The organism is Gordonia sp. 'Campus' (assembly GCF_022206305.1).
In the GTDB taxonomy this organism is placed as follows: Bacteria; Actinomycetota; Actinomycetes; order Mycobacteriales; family Mycobacteriaceae; genus Gordonia.
In genome coordinates this window covers 17,749-33,026 of the sequence record NZ_JAKOIW010000023.1, presented here as the reverse complement: position 1 = coordinate 33,026, position 15,278 = coordinate 17,749, and the positions used below count along the sequence as shown (strand labels likewise).

Genomic DNA, 15,278 nt, shown 5'->3' with positions numbered 1-15,278 from the left:
GGTGGATGGGTGACGAGGGTTGGTTAGTGGGCGTGGTTGGCGCGGTGGCGGTCGATGTCGGGCCAGCGGCCGGGGACTAGTCCCTCGGTGATGTCGCCGGGTTGGCTGGCGGCGGTGGCGGCGCGGGCGAAGATCTCCCACAGCTGCGGTCCGGGGTGGCGGTGGTCGGCGCGGGCGTGGGCGATGACGGTCTGCTGCCAGCTCATCCAGGCGCCGGCGGGGCCGTGCAGTGCCGGGGTGAGGTGGCGGTTGGTGGCTGCGGCGGCTCGTCGTGCAGCGGCGCACACGGCGGGGTAGGTCGCAACGATCGTTCGTTCGCGGCGGGGGTGGTGCTCGGTAAGGGTGTCGAGGGTCCAGGCGAGGAGGTCGACGTCGAGGAGCATGCGGTGACCGCTGCGGCGGCGGGTGTCGGCGGCGAGGTTCGCGGCGGTCCAGAGGAAGCCGGCTCGGGTGGCGGCGTAGTCGGCGGGCACGACGGCGGGGCTGTAGGTGTCTGTGGTGAGGGTGGCGGTCATGGGTCGGGTCCTTCCCGGTGGTGGGTGTGCGGGTTGTGGAGCTGCGGGCGCTCACCGCAGCGGGTGGTCGTGGACTTTCACCTGTCGGGGAGCGTCGATGCTGTCCAGGGCGGGTAGGGTCGCGGTGCGGTGTCCGGCGGCGTGGCGGCCGGTGAGGGTGAAACCGTGCTGGCCTGGGGTGACGGGGGCGAGGTACCAGCTGGTACCGGATGGGCTGCCGAGCAGGCCGGGCACATACTCGGTGCGCGAGGTGCCGGTGTCGGCGTGGATGGTGGTCAGCTCGGTTGCCCACGTCACCGACACGAGCGCGAACAGCGGGCCGTCGTGGTCGGTGACCGGCTCGCCGGTGCCGGTGGTGAGCGGTTCGACCGGGGTGCCGGGGTCGGGGTGCCCGGGGAAGGCGTCGACGCGGCCGACGACGTGGGCAGTGGTGCCGTCGCTGAGGGTTGCGGGGATGGTGGTCAGTGCGGCGCGGCTGGTGGTCATGGTGTGCTCCTTCGGGTTTCGGGTCGGTCAGTGGGTGTGGAGGGCGCGGCGGGCGGCGGCGCGGTCCTGGCGGTTGGCCTGGCGCTTGGCGGCGCGGATGGTGTGGCGGTTCTGGTGTGCGCGGCTGGTGTTGGTGAAGACGTCGCGCTGGGTGCCGTTGCGGGTCGGGCGTGCCATCGTGGGTTCCTCCTGCGGCCGGGTGGTTTGTTTGACACCTGCCATCTCGTCGCCGGCGGGAGGTCGGTGCAAGGGTGTTCACAGCGAAAAAGTCATCCGGGGCGCAGCCCTGCAAACCCGTAGGGCGGATTAGTTTTTCGCGGCCCTTGTCGCCGGGCCGACCAGAGGTACGAGACTGGAAGGGGGCAACAAACCCCCGTCGTGTCCGGCGCAGCCGGACACAGGTACCGAGTCCGGCCGAAGGCCGGTCCGCGTAGGTCGCCGGGCGCCAGCTCGGCGCAACAGGGCTGTTCGGCATGGCCGTTCCGCTGTGGTGGCCGTTACCGTGGTGGGTATGTCTGAGGTGGAGCGCGCGTTGGCTGATCTGTGGGTGCCGCTGGTGTCTGAGGTGGAAGCGGTGGCCGAGGGCCGGGCGGTGTCGGGTCCTGACGCGCCGCGCACCGATCTGTGGTGGCGGGAGGCGATGCCGCCGGGGGTGGAGGCTCAGATTCTCTGACCTGAGCCTCCGACCCACCGCGCTACACGTCGTTGGGGGTGGGGAAGTGTCCGCCGAACAGTTCGTCGACGGTCTCGGCGGCGGGGATCATGCCGGCCAGGCGGTGGGGGTGCGTCCCTGCCTGTAGCGACTGGTTGAGCAGCTTCGCGAGGCTGGGCAGGGCGTCGGTTTCGGCGATGTGGTCGAAGATGATTCCGGCCATGGCGCCGTTCCCGCTGATGTAGTGGCAGGCGGCGGCGAGGGTGAGCACGTTCGCACGGTCCCGGCCTCGGAGCGGGCGGGAGAGTTCGGTGAACACTGCGGCGGCGGAGCGCGGGTTGTAGGCGGCGGTGCGCAGAAATGCGTCTCGGTAGACCGGGTGGTGGCCGATCATGGCGGCGACCTGGGCGGACAACTCACGCGGGACCTCGGTGGGCCAGTGCACCATGGCCGACACGACGGCCTTGGCGGCAAGGTCGGGTTGCAGCTCGACGCCGTGGGTGGTGATGGGGTCGGTGGTGGCCAGGGTGTCGCGCACGGCGTCGCGGGTCGCGACGATGGGTGCCCCTGCGGCCACTCGCGCGGCGCTGGCGAAGCTGTCGCGGTAGTCGCCGCTGACGCCGAACTCCCCGGCGATCAGGTCGTGGTAGACGGCGGGTTGGTCACAGCGGGGGATGAGGATGCGGTGGTCGGTCTCGATGCCGTGGCGAACGAGGGTGTCGCCCATCGTGGCAACCGCGTCGTCTGCAACCGCGATGTTCTCGGAGATCGCGACGACGGAGGCGGAGGGGATGTTGTTTAGGCGCAAGGCTTCCGCGATGATCTCGGCAACCTCGGCGGTCTCGGCAACATCGTGGCGGGCGGTGACAGCCAGCTCGGCGCCGATGACGACGATCGACTCGGCGGGGACGAATCCGATCAGGCCGGGGATCGCAGCGATGAGGGCGTCGGTGGTGAGTGTGCGGTGCATGGTCGCTCCTTTGAGTGTGCGGGATCGCTTTGCTACCGGAGGACTCTGGCCGGAGGTCACCGACACCAAGGAGGGAAGCGACATTGTTTTCGGGGCGCTTGCGCCCTGCAACCGCCTGCGGCGAAAAGAATTTCGCGCCTTGGTGGCGGGGGCTGGAGGCCATAGGCTCGGAGGTGCAAAGCGATCCGGGACCACGCTTTTCACAGCGCGGCGTAGCCGCTTCCGATCAGGTGACGGCGTAGCCGGCAGTCTCGTGCCGTACTGCCGTACAGCCAGCAGTGAGGCTCGACGCGACCACACCGGACGCACGAGGCAGTCGGGGATCTCAATGCGGGTGCGCAAGGATGGGCCAGCTGGTGGATGCGGGGCGACTCTTCTGCTTGGTGGCGTGCCTGGCGGTCGCTAGTCGGCCTGAAAGAATCTGGTGATGAGGTCTGCTGTGGCGCCCCAGTCTCCGTGACGAAGAAAATGACTCAAGTCGACCTTTACGAAGACCGCTTCTGCGGCGAAATAGGTTGTGTCGCCGACAGTACCGTTGGCTTCGATGAAGAGCGCGCGGTCGGTTTCGTCGACGAGGGAGGCGGTGATGTGCACGGGGGTGTGCAGTGGGACCGGGCGTCGATACTCCACGGTGAGGGTTCGGGTGACTGCGGGTGTCTCGGCGATCCACAGGGTGAAACCCATGATGTCATCGCATGCCGCTGAGATGGCTCCGCCGTGGGCGAGTCCCGGGGCTCCTGAGTGGCGCTCGTCGAATTGCAGGTCGGCGTAGACGTGGTCGCCGTGCAGGTGTACCTCGAGGTGCAGGCCATTGGGGTTGTCTTCGCCGCATCCCATGCACCATGGTGCGTGTGCTGGTAGTGGTTTGTCGCCCCTCATAAGTGACCTTTCTGAGCCTTCAATCGGTACCGCCACTGGCAGTTTCGCTCTGTTACCGACGGTATTGTTGTGCAGTCAGGGGTTCGTGATTTTGGCTATATAGGGAGTGGCCAGGTGGAAACCATCGATTCCGACGATGTTGACCCGAGGCGGGTTCGGTCGCGTCAGCGTTTGTTGGATGCTGCGGTGACCTTGCTGAACAGTGGCGGGGTCGAAGCCGTTACCGTGGAGGCGGTCACTCGACTGTCTCGTGTTGCTCGCACCACCTTGTATCGTCACTTCGAGAGCTCCACAGATCTGGTGGCGGCTGCCTTCGAGCGATTGTTGCCTCAGGCCGAGACCCCCGAGACGACGACGTCGATCCGTGATGACCTGCTGAAGCTGATGCAGCGGCAGGCTGAGCTTATTGAGCAGGCACCGCTGCAGTTGACGACGCTGGCATGGTTGGCAATGCTTCCCGAGCAGCCCCGGCAATCCGGGCAATCCGACGGGGATCAGAACGCGCTCGCGCCACTGCGTCGTCGAGTCGTCGAGCAGTATCGAGAACCATTCGATCGAGTTTTGACGAGTGACGTGGCCACGGCGGAGCTCGGCGACCTCGATTTGACCATGGCAGTCACTCAACTGGCGGGCCCCCTTGTCTTTGCCAAGCTCACGGGCATTCGGTCGATGACCGTTGGCGATCTCGAACAGCTTGTCGACGATTTCCTCATGGCCCACCGGCGACACCAAACCTCCTGACCTCCTTCCCCATCTACGGTACTGCTAGTACCGTAACGATACCGTCGGTTTCGTAGACGGGCTGGGTCGAGGGTGAGGTGCTGCGTATGGTGGTCCAACGTCCAAGTGGTGGGCGCTTGGCGGCGCGCCGGTTGGCGGAACGCAGCGAGTACAGCACGACATTGGGGCGGTTGGCACGGTTCACCTTGGCGCACAGATTCCTCGTCATCGGGGCGTGGGTGGCTGTGGGTATCGTCTTGGCGATACTGTTTCCCCAGCTGGAGACGGTGGTGCGGCAGCAGTCTGTTGATCCGATCCCTGCTGGGGTTCCATCGTTTCAAGCACTCGATCAGATGGGTGGTGCGTTCGGTGAGAAGGGCGCCAAGACCACTGTTTTCGTGACCATGGAGAACCCGAACGGGTTCACCGACGTGGCGCGGGAACGCTACGACATGCTCGTTCTGCAGTTGCGCGAAAATTTCGACGATGTGCAGTCAGTGCGGGATTTGCTCTCCGATCCGACGACGGCCGGCCAGGCCTTGAGTGAGGACGGGCAAGCCTGGTACTTGCCTGTCGGGGTCACCGGAACTTTGGGAGGGCCAACGGCCACGCATGCTGTGGAGACCGTGCGCCAAACCGCGCAGCGCGTGTTTGACGGTACGGACACCACTGTCCATGTCACCGGGCCGACGGCCACTTTCAGTGACCAGATCGTCAGTGCTGAAAGCGATTTAGTCGTGATCACTGTGGCGACGGTGGCGCTTATCGCGATCATTCTGTTGATCGTTTACCGATCGCTGTTCACCGCGCTGGTGCCGTTGTTGGTGATCGGTGTCAGCCTCGGCGTGGGCCGCGGGGTCTTGTCCGCACTCGGCGAACTCGGTATGCCGGTATCGCAGTTCACCGTCGCGTTCATGACCGTCATCCTGCTCGGAGCCGGGGTCGACTACTCAGTCTTTTTCATCAGTCGCTATCACGAACGGCTACGCCAGGACGCTACCACTGAGGTTGCGCTCGTGGACGCGACAGCAACTATCGGACGGGTCATCCTGGCTTCAGCTGCCACGGTGGCGCTGGCCTTTTTGGCGATGGTGTTTGGTCAGCTGAGCGTGTTCTCCACCTTGGGTCCGGCATGCGCGATCGCCATCCTCATCGGATTCCTCGCCACGGTCACCCTGCTACCACCGGTGTTGCTGTGGGCGGCGCGATTCGGCTGGGGCGCACCCAGACGAGATCTGACCCGAAAGTACTGGAATCGCGTCGCCGTGCTCGTCGTGCGGCGTCCTGTGCCTCTGCTGGCACTAACCCTGGTCGGGCTAATCGTGCTTAGCGTCTTCGCGATGGGCATCCAGATCACCTTCGACGATCGTGAGGGGCAGCCCGCGACAACCGACAGCAACGAAGGCTACGCGTTGCTCGACCGTCATTTCCCTCAAGACGTCACTATCACTGAGTTCCTCGTTGTAGATGCACCGATCGATCTCCGTACTGCCAGCGGGCTGGCCGATCTTGAGCAAATGGCCTCACGTGTATCCCAGATCCCCGGAGTGACTCGAGTCATCGGTGTTACCCGTCCCACCGGGGACAAGCTCGAGCAAGCCGAGCTGTCCTGGCAGAACGGTCAGATCGGGGACCGGCTGGCGGGTGCGGTCGACGATGGCCAGAACCGCCGAGGTGACCTCGAACAGCTCCGTACCGGCGCATTCCAACTCGCCGACGGGCTTACTCAGCTCGACACCCAGGTACGCACCAACTTGGCCCCCCTGGCCGGCATCCTCGATAAGGCAAGCACAGCAGGGCAGCAAATTCAGCAGTACCAGCCGATACTCCGCCAACTCGCCGCATCTGCACCAGCGCTCGATCGCGCTTCTCAGAATGCCCCACAGCTGGCCGCGCTCACCCGCCAAACATCTGCAGCCCTGGCAACAGTGACCTCGATCCTGCCCATCCTCGATAATGCGCCCTGGTGCACCCAAGTCCCGCAGTGCGCAGCTCTGCGCGCGCAGACCCGCAATCTCGACGCCCTACTGAGCAACGGGACCCTCGACCAGATCGCCACGCTGTCAACACAACTCGCGCAGCTGGATACACCGATCTCAACAGTCACCGACCAACTCACTTCCACCGTCAACTCACTGGGCTCCACGCTGGGAAGCATCAGCAGCCAAGACCTTCCCGGCAAGCTCACCCAACTGCAAACAGGTATCAGTCAACTCGCGGCGGGATCACGCCAACTCGCCGCCGGTGTATCCGCGCTGATCGACAGCAACCTTCAACAACTCGCCGGGATGGCCGCGCTAGCCACACAACTACAAACCTCCGCCCGCGAGACCGCCGGAACAAACTCAGCAACCGGCTTCTACCTCCCACCTCAGGCCAACGCAGACCGCCGTTTCGTCGACGTCGCTCGCCAGTTCGTCTCGCCCGACGGCCATACCGTGCGCTACGCAATACAAACCAGCTTCGACCCCTACAGCACCGAGGCCATGCAACTGGCCGACACAATCACCGATGTCGCACTCGCCGCCAGACCGAACACAACCCTGCAGGACTCCAACATCGCGATAGCCGGGTTCCCCGCCATCAACGCCGATCTGCAACGTCTACTCACCGAAGACTTCCGACTCCTAGCGTTGGCCACCCTCACCATCGTCGGCCTGATCCTGATACTCCTACTCCGAGCACTCATCGCGCCGCTATACCTTCTGGGCACCGTCATACTCAACTACACCGCGGCACTGGGTATCGGTGTCCTGATCTTTCAACACATCCTCAAAACCGATATCGCCTGGCCCGTACCACTACTGGCCTTCATAGTCCTCGTCGCGGTCGGCGCCGACTACAACATGCTTCTTATCTCTCGCCTACGCGAAGAATCCCAAAACAACATCCGCATCGGCGTCCTGAGAACCGTCACCAACACCGGATCAGTCATCACCTCGGCCGGCCTCATCTTCGCTGCCAGCATGTTCGGACTCATGGCCGGATCCATCTCGATCATGACCCAGGTCGGACTCATCATCGGCATCGGCCTGCTGCTCGACACCTTCATCGTCCGCACCATCGTTGTGCCGACCATCGCCACACTTGTCGGCAGAGCAAGCTGGTGGCCGAGTACCCGAACCGACACGCATCCAGTGTCCCGCTAGTACGCACGCACGTGCCGAGATCTGACCGGCCCCGCCAGTCATCCAGCCATCGCGCCCACCTCATCGACTGACACCCGCTCGACGGTCGGCCGCGGCAACCACACCCTACCGTCGCGGATCAGTGCCCAGACCACGTCAACCAGACGTCTAGCGAGAGCGATGAGAGCGTGGACGTGGGAACGCTTCTCGCGTCGTTTGCGCTGGTAGAACTCGCGGGACGGGCCGTCGCGTTGCGAGCTGTTGAGTGCGGCCATGTAGAACACCTTGCGAAGTCCTCTGTGGTAACGCTGGGGTCTACGCAAGGCTCCCCGGCGGTTACCGGAGTCGTGCGGTACCGGAGCAAGACCGGCGTAGGCGGCGAGTCTGGCGGGCGAGCCGAACGAAGTGAGGTCGCCGCCGGTGATCGCGACGAGCTCAGCGCCGCTTCGGGTGCCGATGCCTGGCACGGATTCGAGAATCCGTGCGTGACGGTGGCGGCGGAACACCTCGGTGATCTGCTTATCCAGGTCGGCGATCTGACGGGTCAGCATGACCAACGAGGTGGCCGCGTGTTGCACCAGTAGGGCTGTGGTCGCCTCGCCAGGCAGGGTGACGGTCTGCGCGGCCGCCGCGGCACGGGCTTTGTCGATCATCTTCGGGATCGTGGGTCGGCGGACGCCGTGACTGCGCAGGTGGTCGTAGATCTCGTCGTCAGAGACCGCAGCGATCGCAGATGGCGTGGCGAAGCGGGTGAGGAACGTTAGACCGGTCAGTGTCGAGTAGTCGAAACACCGTTCTAGTGCAGGGAAGATGCGGGTCAGCAGGCCGCGCAGGCGGTTGATGCCTCGCGTACGTTCAGCGACGAGGTCGTTGCGATGTCCGGTCAGCAGGTCGAGTTCGATCGCGACGTCGTCGGGCGCCGAGACGGTGGCGAGATCGCCACGTAGGCGGGCTGTCTGGGCGATCACGACCGCATCGCGGGCATCGGTCTTGCCCTCACCCGCGAACGCACCGGTCATGCTGTGCACGACCCGGCCGGGCACGTAGCGGATCTGCTGGCGCCGCGCAGCCAGCACACCCCTCAGCAGCGCCGATTCCGGTGCGGTCATGTCGATCGCCCACACCACGAATTTCATGTCGGCGACCCGGTCCATGAGCGCTTCGATCGCCGGTTGATCGTTGGGAAGCCGCCGAGACCACAGCACCGTTCCCGCCTCATCGACCGCGGCGGCGTGATGCGCATGCCGACCGACATCAATTCCTACCCAGATCTTTTCGTCCATACTGTCCTTCCGTGTGCGGTTGGCTCGTCAGGGTGGTTTCGCCGGCACACCTTTACACAGCGACAAGTTCGCGAACACATCTCAATCAGCGGCCGAAACGACCCGTCACGGTCCGGGGTGACCTTCCACGCCAAGCCACCAGCGACAACAGGTGATTGTCGAGCCACGCCCCGAACCGCGGACGAACGTCCGAGGCGACCGCCCCGGACGTACTCCAACGTAAAGGTGATTGTGCGGGAGCGACGCGGGTCCGGGAGGGCTTGGTGTCGCGGTAGCTCTACTCTTTGGCTGGGTCGATCTTGGCGACCTGGGGCGGCCACAATTTCGGGACTACGTTGGGCGGTTTCCACTGGACGTCATCATTCCAGTCAAAGATTACATTCTTCCAATTGACCGGCGATTCGAACGAGACCAACTCCCCACCAAATATCGCATTCTTAAAAGTTACGGGGCTGCCGAAGTCAGCGTCGCCAAAGTGGGTCTCGTTGCTGTAAAACGCTGCGTCCGCGAATGATGTTATTGCCCCGAACACGGCGAAGTCGAAGAGAGTTTTGTCGGCGCTACGGAACTTGGCACCCTCAAAGTTTGCGCCTGTGCAGAACTGCGCAAAAGCGAATTCGGTGTTGTTCCCGAAGAATTGGGCCTGCGCGAAGATCGCAGCTCCATTGAAACGCACATTCGAGAACGCCGTCCTTCTGCCGTAGAACCTCGACGCGCCGAAGTTCGCCGCTCCCTTAAAGACACAGTCCTCGAAGTTCACATTGTGCAACGTTGCGCCGTTAAGATCGAAGGTCAGCTCTGTCCACGATTGCCCGTCGTGGCCGGGGCGTAAGTGTTCCACGATGGTTCGTAGAATTGTGTCGCGGATTACTTGATCTACTTGTCCTTCGTGGCGGTATTCGATGTCGTCGTGGTCGAAATTGGGATGTTGCTGGCGAAGGTACGCGGTTAGGACGTTGATGCAGGTCTGCGCTTCGGCCTTGGTGTTGATTTGGAGCGTGTCGGGGAGGTTGATGCGCAGCCAGTCGTCAGCGATGGCCGCTATCGCATAGACGCCCGCTTGGCTGATGGTGGTTCGAGTGTCTGCAAGCTGTTCGACGGCTGTGGTGTAGCGCGAGCGGAGTTCTCGGATCGATTCAGCGTTGTGTCCGCGGTCGTCGACGATCTGGCGGGCTTTTCGGTCTTGCCGGCCGTTGTGGAGTGCGAGGGAGGCGGCGGCGACAGCGAGGAGGCCGGCCGTCGTCGCGCCGTAGGCTGGGGCCGCGGCTTTGAAGAACTCGCCCCAGTTTTCATCGTCCGCGAGGCAGGAGTAGAGCACCGGAGGGATCGCGTAGATGACGGCGGCGCCGCCGCCGGCGCCGGCGACGGCGGCGATCCACTGTGTTTTCCTCATGGGCACTCCTTGCACTCCTTCGTTCGATCGAAGAGTAGTCGGACCAGGCCCTGCTGGGCCTGGTCGGGCGCGGCCGTTAGGCCGTGCCGTAGATGGGTGTGGTGGTGAGGATGAGGCATTCGCGGTTGTCGTCGTCGGCGACGATGATGGCGTGGCCGTTGGTGAGGAGTTCGGCGAGTCCGAGAGCCCAGTCGGACATTTTGAGGTCGAGCATGTTGGCGATGTCGATGAGTGCCGGCGGGTTGTCGGTGCTGGCGCTGTCAAGGATGTTGGTGGCTCGGACGATCTCGCGGGCCGCCGGGGTGACGTTGATGTTGGTGATGGTCCAAGCCATGGTGACTCCTTCGATTGGGTTCGCAGGGTTGCGAACGTCGAGAGACCTGCTGACCGGACGAGGGTGGGCTGTCAACCCCGAAGAGGCAGGCGCGCCGGAAGCCACTTTCGTCTCACGAGCGTAGCGAGTGAAAGTGGTTGGAGCGCACGGGCGGAGCGCAGCGGAGAACGGGCGATAGCCGCCTGGTGTGGGTTGGCGGCTCGGGCCCCCGGTCGGTCACACTTGGTCGACGTGCGCGCTGCTGTGGTGACCACCCACCTGAGTAGGTTTTTGATTCCCGGTGGTGGCCGGTGCGGAGCGTAGCGGAGTCGCCGGCCACCACCGGATGGTGCTGTGCGGCCGTCAGGCCGGTCCGCTGTGCCTCCCGGCTGGGGCCGCCGAGCGGGCGGCCCCGGTGTTCGGGTTAGGCGGCGTCTTCGGTGTCGGTGAGGGTGTCGGGGTCGAGTGCTGCGGCGATCTGTCGGGCGGTGGTCAGGACGCGTGTGGCGGTGTCGGCGATAACCTCGGTGTTGCCTTCGGCCCATCCGGCGATGTAGCCGATGCTGAAGTCGCTGGTGTCGACTCCGAGCATTCCGGCGGCGACGTAGGCGACGGATTCGGCTTCGACTTCGCAGCGGCCGCGGTGGGCGATGTAGTCGGCGGTGTCGATGTCGGCGTGCATGAGGGCGTGGGCGGTCTCGTGCAGCACGGTCTTGGCGGCCTGGGCGTCGGTGAGGTCGGCGGCGATGACGATACGGCGGGTTCCGTCGGTGGTGGTGTACCCGTTGGTGCCGGTCTCGGGGATCTGTTCGCGGCTGACGGTCCAGCCCTGGGCGGTGATGTAGTCGACGGTGCGGCTGTAGATGTCGGCGGGATCGTCACCGATGAGGGTGTGGGCGGGGCGGGCGAGGTCGACCCAGACTCGGGCCTTGGGGTTCTTCTTACGCATCCAGTCGGTGACCTCGGTGATGGGGTCGGTCTGGGCGATGTCGAACACGGACAGGATCGGGTAGGTGGCGATCTTGCGTTCGGTTTCGTCGCCGGTCTCGGCGTCGGTGTCGGTGATCTTGCGGGAACTGAATCCGCGGATCCGGATCGCCTTTTCTCCCTTGCGGACGTGGCGTCCGAGTTCGAGCCATTTGTTGTACCCGGCGACCTGGGAGGCGTCGGGGCGCTGGGCGATGATCAGTAGCAGGTTGTTGAGGCTGTAGGCGTGGAACTTGGTGGCGTAGTCGAGGAACGCGGCCCACTCGTCGGTACCGGTGAGTGCGGCGACCTTGTCGGTGATGGTCGCGTGCAGCTCGGCGGCGAGTTCGCGGCGTGCGGCGGCTCGCTGTTCGCGGCTGATGGTGGCGGTACGGGCCATGGTGGATGCCTCTCTGGTGTCGGCCTCGGCGGGCCGGTGCTTTGCGTGACACCTGCCATGTCTTCGCCGGCGGGAGGTCGGGGCAAGGGTGTTCACAGTGAAAAAGTCATCCGGGGCGCAGCCCTGCAAACCCGTAGGGCGGATTAGTTTTTCGCGGCCCTTGCCGCCGTGCCGACCAGAGGTAAGACAATGGTGGGGGTCAGCAAAGCAACCCCGATCCGGTTGGGGTGCGGCGTAGCCGCTTCCGATCAGGTGGCGGCGCAGCCGCCAGAGGCAGCACCGTCGGCGCTCGCGCCGGTTACCGTGACGGTTGTGGGTAGCCCAGCTGACGAATCGCTCGACGTCGACGACGACGAGTATCCGTTGTGCTCGTTCTGCGGGCGCGAGAGACCGGTGTGGCTCCACACGATGGACCCGGACGAGACGAGGTTCCGCAAGTACGGCAAGGGCCACACTCTGGGTAGTTGGTGGGCGCTGTGTCAGGTGTGCGAGGACGCCTATCAGTCCGGCGACGAAGACCGAGCGGTGGGCCGCATGATGGTCCTCGACAGCGAGTGGAACATCGACTGGCACATGGCCGAACGCACCGGGACCACCTTCGATCTTGTGGAGAGCGTTCGCAAGCCGTTGCGGGTGTTCCGTGCGGCCGATCGTGGTCGGCGCCGCATTCGCAGGCGCGCCGACACCGATCACTCGTGACGGCACAGACGCCGAGCCGGGGCCGCCGTGGTGTGGCGACCCCGGCCCGCTGCCCGGTCAGGCGATCCAGCGTCCCGGGGTGATCTGGCCTTCGAGTCCGCCGAGCTTGGCGGCGAAGGCGGCCGCATCGGCGAGGATGGGCCAGGGCTCGGTGAGTACCCGCTGCCAGGCGGCCCAGTCGGTGTCGTCGCCGGTGATGGTGGCTGCCAGGTCGGGGTGGCGGCTCTCGGCGATCATCGTGGCGAGCTCGCGGGCTGCCCCGGCCCGGCGGGCCGTGGTTCGGCCGGCGGCGATGAGGTGCAGGCCGGCGTCGTGGATGGGGTCGGCGGTCTCGGGGTTGGTGGCGACGAGGTCGGCGGCGGCCCAGAGCAGATCGGCGGGGCTGCCGACGGCGGCGGCGGTGTCGACGGTGTGAGCGATGTAGTCCATGAGGAAGTCCCTTCGTTGTGGTCCGGGCCGGTGTGGCGGACGTCGAGAGACCTGTGCTGACCGGACGAGGGTGGGCTGTCAACCCCGTAGAGGCAGGCGCGCCGGAAGCCACTTTCGGTTGCGAGCGCAGCGAGTGCGGGTTATCGAAAGTGGTTGGAGCGCACGGGCGGAGCGTAGCGGAGAACGGGCGGTAGCCGCCTGGTGTGGGTTGACAGTTCGGGCCCCCGGTCGGTCACACTTGGTCGACGTGCGCGCGCAATAGGTGACCACCCACCCAAGTCGAATCTCCCCGGGTCGGGGGTGGAGCGCAGCGGAGCCACCGGGCCGGGACAACGCTGTGCGGCCGTCAGGTCGCTCCGCTGTGCCCCTCGGGCTGGTCGGTCAGCCGGGAATCTGTCGGCAGGTTCGGCATTCCCACTGCCCGTTGATGAGGGCGCACTTTCGGCGTTCCTCGCACAGCCAGCAGGTCTGTCCGGGCTTCTCCTGTTCGCCGGCCTGGAGCGCGATGCGTTGTTCGGCGGCGTCGATGCGTAGTTGTTCCTGGGCGCGGTAGGCCAGGGCGACGTCGTGGTCGCGGGCGGTTTGGGCGTCGGCGGCCATCGGCTGGCCGTCGGGGTTGTGGCGCAGCATGGGTCCGAAGTCGCGGCGGCACTGTCCGCAGGGGTGGCCTTGGGTATCGGTGGGGTTGGCGCAGCCGGGGAGGGCGCAGCGGGGGAACAGTTCGCCGGTGATGGTCACGATGTTTCCTCGAGGTGGCGGGTGTGAGCGTGGCCGGGGCGGTGGGCCGCGACCGTGAAGGTTCGCGGCCCACCGCACAGCTGGTCTAGTCGAGTGGCACGTCGGCTGCCTGTTTGTCACCGGCGATGACCTGCTCGACGTCGGAGAGGGTGTAGCCGGTCACCTCGACGAGGAAGTGCAGGTAGCCAGCGCGGGCGCTGACCTGGCTGCCGCCGAGGTAGTGGCGGTCACCGACGTTGCGCCATGCGTCTTTCCACATGTGCGCTTCCCGCGATGCCAGGGCGATGCCGAGTCCGATGATCTGGGCGCGGTCGGCGGTGGTGGCCTGCTCGATCAATTCGGCGGGGTCGCCGCCGAGGATCGTGGCCGCGATCTCGGCGGCGTTGCCTTGGCTGCTGTTCGCGCCGAACATGTCGTGATGGGCGCGCATCGAGGTCGCGATGAATTTCGCGACCGTCGGGGCGCTGCCCTTCGGGAGGGTCTTGCGGGCCAGCCATGCGGTCAGCTTCTCGATCCGCACCTCGCGGGCGGTGAGGCTGGCGGCGTTGAGCACCCGCACCCGGCGGCGTTCCTGCTTGCGTGCCTCCTTCTCAGCGGGGTCCTCCTCGGCGGGGGTGGTCGTGGTCGAGCTGGTCGCCGTGCTGCCGCTGTAGGTGCGGAAGCTCATCCCGAGGTCACGGAACTCGTTGACGTACCAGGTGGTTTCGATCGACCGGCTTTCGTGGCGGGTGAGGGCACGCGGGTCGTGCAATCCCTCGTCGGGCTGGGCGTCGGCGGGGGTGTCCTCCTCTGTGAGGTCCCAGTCGATCAGGTCCTCGTCGATGGTGTTGCCCTCGGCGTCGGTCCACCATTCGGTCACGTCGGCCCACACGTAGGCGAGGCGCTGGCTGACCGGTACGTCGTCGACCTGTGCGGGCGTGCCGTCGGCGGTGACGAGGCGTTCCAGACGGGCGCGGGTGTGCCGGTAGTCGGGTTCGCGGGTGACGGTCTCGATGCCGTCGGCGGTGTAGATCGCGACCTGGGCCAGTACCTCGGCCCGCTGGTCGGCGTTGTCGGCCAACAGTTTGGCCTGATGCTCGAACACACCGGATGCGGCGGCGTCAAGGAGCCATTGCTGCGCTTCGGGGTCGTGGTCGTAGGCCGCGACGGTCGCGGACTGCTCCAACGTCAGCGTGGCGCCCCGTTCGATCAAATCCAGGGTCGTCTCCGACTTCGCCAGCGCGAGGGTGGCGTCGACGTCCTTCTTCTTCGTGCGGGTGGCCTTGGCGATCTTCGTCGCCGACATCCCGGCGAGCGAGAGTTGTTCGATCGCGGCCACGCGGTCACGGTTGCGGAGGCCTTCGCGCTCGAAACTGGCCAGCTGCTCCACGATTCGATCCACCGTCAGGGCCTTGTCGTCGGCGTCGGTCGCGACCGGGACCACGTAGACCGGAACGGTGGGAGGGGCGTTCTTACGCGCGGCCAGGGTCCGGCGCTGCCCGTCGCGCACCCGCACCTGCCCGTCGACCTCGACAGCGAGGATGGGTTGGCGCACGCCGTCGCGGATCGAATCGACGAACTCGGCGGTCAGGGTGGCCTCGGCCTCGGTGCGAATGTTGGTGTCGATGACCAGATCGGCCGGGTTGAGGTGGCGCAGCTCGCCCGTCGCGGTGACGGTCTCGGTGGTGGTGTTGCTCGTCATGGGGTTTCTCCCTTACTGTGGTGGGT

General features: G+C 65.5%; 16 protein-coding genes. 4 read left to right on the top strand and 12 right to left on the bottom strand.

Annotation, left to right across the window (positions count from 1 at the left end):
• Positions 1-23 precede the first annotated feature (23 nt).
• Genes MAY35_RS20210 through MAY35_RS20200 form a run of 3 tightly spaced genes read right to left on the bottom strand, consistent with a single transcriptional unit; the run spans position 24 to position 1,178 of the window.
• Positions 24-515 carry a hypothetical protein gene (locus tag MAY35_RS20210; protein WP_238423075.1) on the bottom strand — a complete coding sequence of 164 codons (492 nt, stop codon included), beginning with the start codon at positions 513-515 and terminating at the stop codon, positions 24-26.
• 51 nt (positions 516-566) lie between these two features.
• On the bottom strand, positions 567-1,001 hold the full coding sequence (locus tag MAY35_RS20205; protein ID WP_238423074.1) for a hypothetical protein: 435 nt from the start codon (positions 999-1,001) through the stop codon (positions 567-569).
• A 27-nt stretch (positions 1,002-1,028) separates the two neighbouring features.
• Complete coding sequence (locus MAY35_RS20200) at positions 1,029-1,178, bottom strand: hypothetical protein (protein ID WP_238423073.1); 150 nt, start codon at positions 1,176-1,178, stop codon at positions 1,029-1,031.
• 334 nt (positions 1,179-1,512) lie between these two features.
• Here MAY35_RS20200 and MAY35_RS20195 point away from each other — a divergent pair, with 334 nt between their 5' ends.
• Positions 1,513-1,674, top strand: coding sequence for a hypothetical protein (locus MAY35_RS20195; protein WP_238423072.1), 162 nt, complete (start codon positions 1,513-1,515; stop codon positions 1,672-1,674).
• A gap of 22 nt (positions 1,675-1,696) precedes the next feature.
• Here MAY35_RS20195 and MAY35_RS20190 read toward each other — a convergent pair whose 3' ends face one another.
• On the bottom strand, positions 1,697-2,623 hold the full coding sequence (locus MAY35_RS20190; protein ID WP_238423071.1) for a DUF4192 family protein: 927 nt from the start codon (positions 2,621-2,623) through the stop codon (positions 1,697-1,699).
• A gap of 402 nt (positions 2,624-3,025) precedes the next feature.
• A complete protein-coding gene (locus MAY35_RS20185) occupies positions 3,026-3,502 on the bottom strand; it encodes a PaaI family thioesterase (protein ID WP_006896186.1) in 477 nt (158 codons plus the stop codon).
• A 114-nt stretch (positions 3,503-3,616) separates the two neighbouring features.
• Between MAY35_RS20185 and MAY35_RS20180 the strand changes: the two genes are divergently transcribed.
• Positions 3,617-4,243: a TetR/AcrR family transcriptional regulator gene (locus tag MAY35_RS20180; RefSeq protein WP_006896187.1), complete on the top strand. Its 627-nt coding sequence runs from the start codon at positions 3,617-3,619 to the stop codon at positions 4,241-4,243.
• Positions 4,244-4,329: 86 nt separating this feature from the next.
• Complete coding sequence (locus tag MAY35_RS20175) at positions 4,330-7,371, top strand: RND family transporter (RefSeq protein ID WP_238423070.1); 3,042 nt, start codon at positions 4,330-4,332, stop codon at positions 7,369-7,371.
• Between the two features lie 38 nt (positions 7,372-7,409).
• Here the strand turns inward: MAY35_RS20175 and MAY35_RS20170 are convergent, their stop codons facing one another.
• The 4 genes from MAY35_RS20170 to MAY35_RS20155 form a co-directional block, all read right to left on the bottom strand.
• Positions 7,410-8,633, bottom strand: coding sequence for an IS110 family transposase (locus MAY35_RS20170; RefSeq protein ID WP_006896189.1), 1,224 nt, complete (start codon positions 8,631-8,633; stop codon positions 7,410-7,412).
• Between the two features lie 277 nt (positions 8,634-8,910).
• Positions 8,911-10,026 carry a pentapeptide repeat-containing protein gene (locus tag MAY35_RS20165; protein WP_238423126.1) on the bottom strand — a complete coding sequence of 372 codons (1,116 nt, stop codon included), beginning with the start codon at positions 10,024-10,026 and terminating at the stop codon, positions 8,911-8,913.
• A gap of 76 nt (positions 10,027-10,102) precedes the next feature.
• Positions 10,103-10,360: a hypothetical protein gene (locus MAY35_RS20160; protein ID WP_238423069.1), complete on the bottom strand. Its 258-nt coding sequence runs from the start codon at positions 10,358-10,360 to the stop codon at positions 10,103-10,105.
• A 403-nt stretch (positions 10,361-10,763) separates the two neighbouring features.
• Positions 10,764-11,705, bottom strand: a complete 942-nt coding sequence (locus MAY35_RS20155) for an ArdC-like ssDNA-binding domain-containing protein (protein WP_238423068.1) — start codon at positions 11,703-11,705, stop codon at positions 10,764-10,766.
• Positions 11,706-12,017: 312 nt separating this feature from the next.
• On the opposite strand from MAY35_RS20155, the gene MAY35_RS20150 reads away from it, so the two are divergent.
• Complete coding sequence (locus MAY35_RS20150; RefSeq protein WP_238423067.1) at positions 12,018-12,404, top strand: hypothetical protein; 387 nt, start codon at positions 12,018-12,020, stop codon at positions 12,402-12,404.
• Between the two features lie 57 nt (positions 12,405-12,461).
• Here the strand turns inward: MAY35_RS20150 and MAY35_RS20145 are convergent, their stop codons facing one another.
• From MAY35_RS20145 to MAY35_RS20135, 3 genes are all read right to left on the bottom strand, one after another.
• Positions 12,462-12,833 carry a hypothetical protein gene (locus tag MAY35_RS20145; protein ID WP_238423066.1) on the bottom strand — a complete coding sequence of 124 codons (372 nt, stop codon included), beginning with the start codon at positions 12,831-12,833 and terminating at the stop codon, positions 12,462-12,464.
• A gap of 381 nt (positions 12,834-13,214) precedes the next feature.
• Positions 13,215-13,571: a hypothetical protein gene (locus MAY35_RS20140; protein ID WP_238423065.1), complete on the bottom strand. Its 357-nt coding sequence runs from the start codon at positions 13,569-13,571 to the stop codon at positions 13,215-13,217.
• An 85-nt stretch (positions 13,572-13,656) separates the two neighbouring features.
• Positions 13,657-15,252 carry a ParB/Srx family N-terminal domain-containing protein gene (locus tag MAY35_RS20135; protein ID WP_238423064.1) on the bottom strand — a complete coding sequence of 532 codons (1,596 nt, stop codon included), beginning with the start codon at positions 15,250-15,252 and terminating at the stop codon, positions 13,657-13,659.
• Positions 15,253-15,278: the final 26 nt, after the last annotated feature.

Excerpts from the sequence above, each read along its gene's own strand:
- MAY35_RS20210 (WP_238423075.1), bottom strand. The coding sequence starts at position 515 with ATGACCGCCACCCTCACCACAGACACCTACAGCCCCGCCGTCGTGCCC.
- MAY35_RS20205 (WP_238423074.1), bottom strand. The coding sequence starts at position 1,001 with ATGACCACCAGCCGCGCCGCACTGACCACCATCCCCGCAACCCTCAGC.
- MAY35_RS20200 (WP_238423073.1), bottom strand. The coding sequence starts at position 1,178 with ATGGCACGCCCGACCCGCAACGGCACCCAGCGCGACGTCTTCACCAAC.
- MAY35_RS20195 (WP_238423072.1), top strand. The coding sequence starts at position 1,513 with ATGTCTGAGGTGGAGCGCGCGTTGGCTGATCTGTGGGTGCCGCTGGTG.
- MAY35_RS20190 (WP_238423071.1), bottom strand. The coding sequence starts at position 2,623 with ATGCACCGCACACTCACCACCGACGCCCTCATCGCTGCGATCCCCGGC.
- MAY35_RS20185 (WP_006896186.1), bottom strand. The coding sequence starts at position 3,502 with ATGAGGGGCGACAAACCACTACCAGCACACGCACCATGGTGCATGGGA.
- MAY35_RS20175 (WP_238423070.1), top strand. The coding sequence starts at position 4,330 with ATGGTGGTCCAACGTCCAAGTGGTGGGCGCTTGGCGGCGCGCCGGTTG.
- MAY35_RS20170 (WP_006896189.1), bottom strand. The coding sequence starts at position 8,633 with ATGGACGAAAAGATCTGGGTAGGAATTGATGTCGGTCGGCATGCGCAT.
- MAY35_RS20165 (WP_238423126.1), bottom strand. The coding sequence starts at position 10,026 with ATGAGGAAAACACAGTGGATCGCCGCCGTCGCCGGCGCCGGCGGCGGC.
- MAY35_RS20160 (WP_238423069.1), bottom strand. The coding sequence starts at position 10,360 with ATGGCTTGGACCATCACCAACATCAACGTCACCCCGGCGGCCCGCGAG.
- MAY35_RS20155 (WP_238423068.1), bottom strand. The coding sequence starts at position 11,705 with ATGGCCCGTACCGCCACCATCAGCCGCGAACAGCGAGCCGCCGCACGC.
- MAY35_RS20145 (WP_238423066.1), bottom strand. The coding sequence starts at position 12,833 with ATGGACTACATCGCTCACACCGTCGACACCGCCGCCGCCGTCGGCAGC.
- MAY35_RS20135 (WP_238423064.1), bottom strand. The coding sequence starts at position 15,252 with ATGACGAGCAACACCACCACCGAGACCGTCACCGCGACGGGCGAGCTG.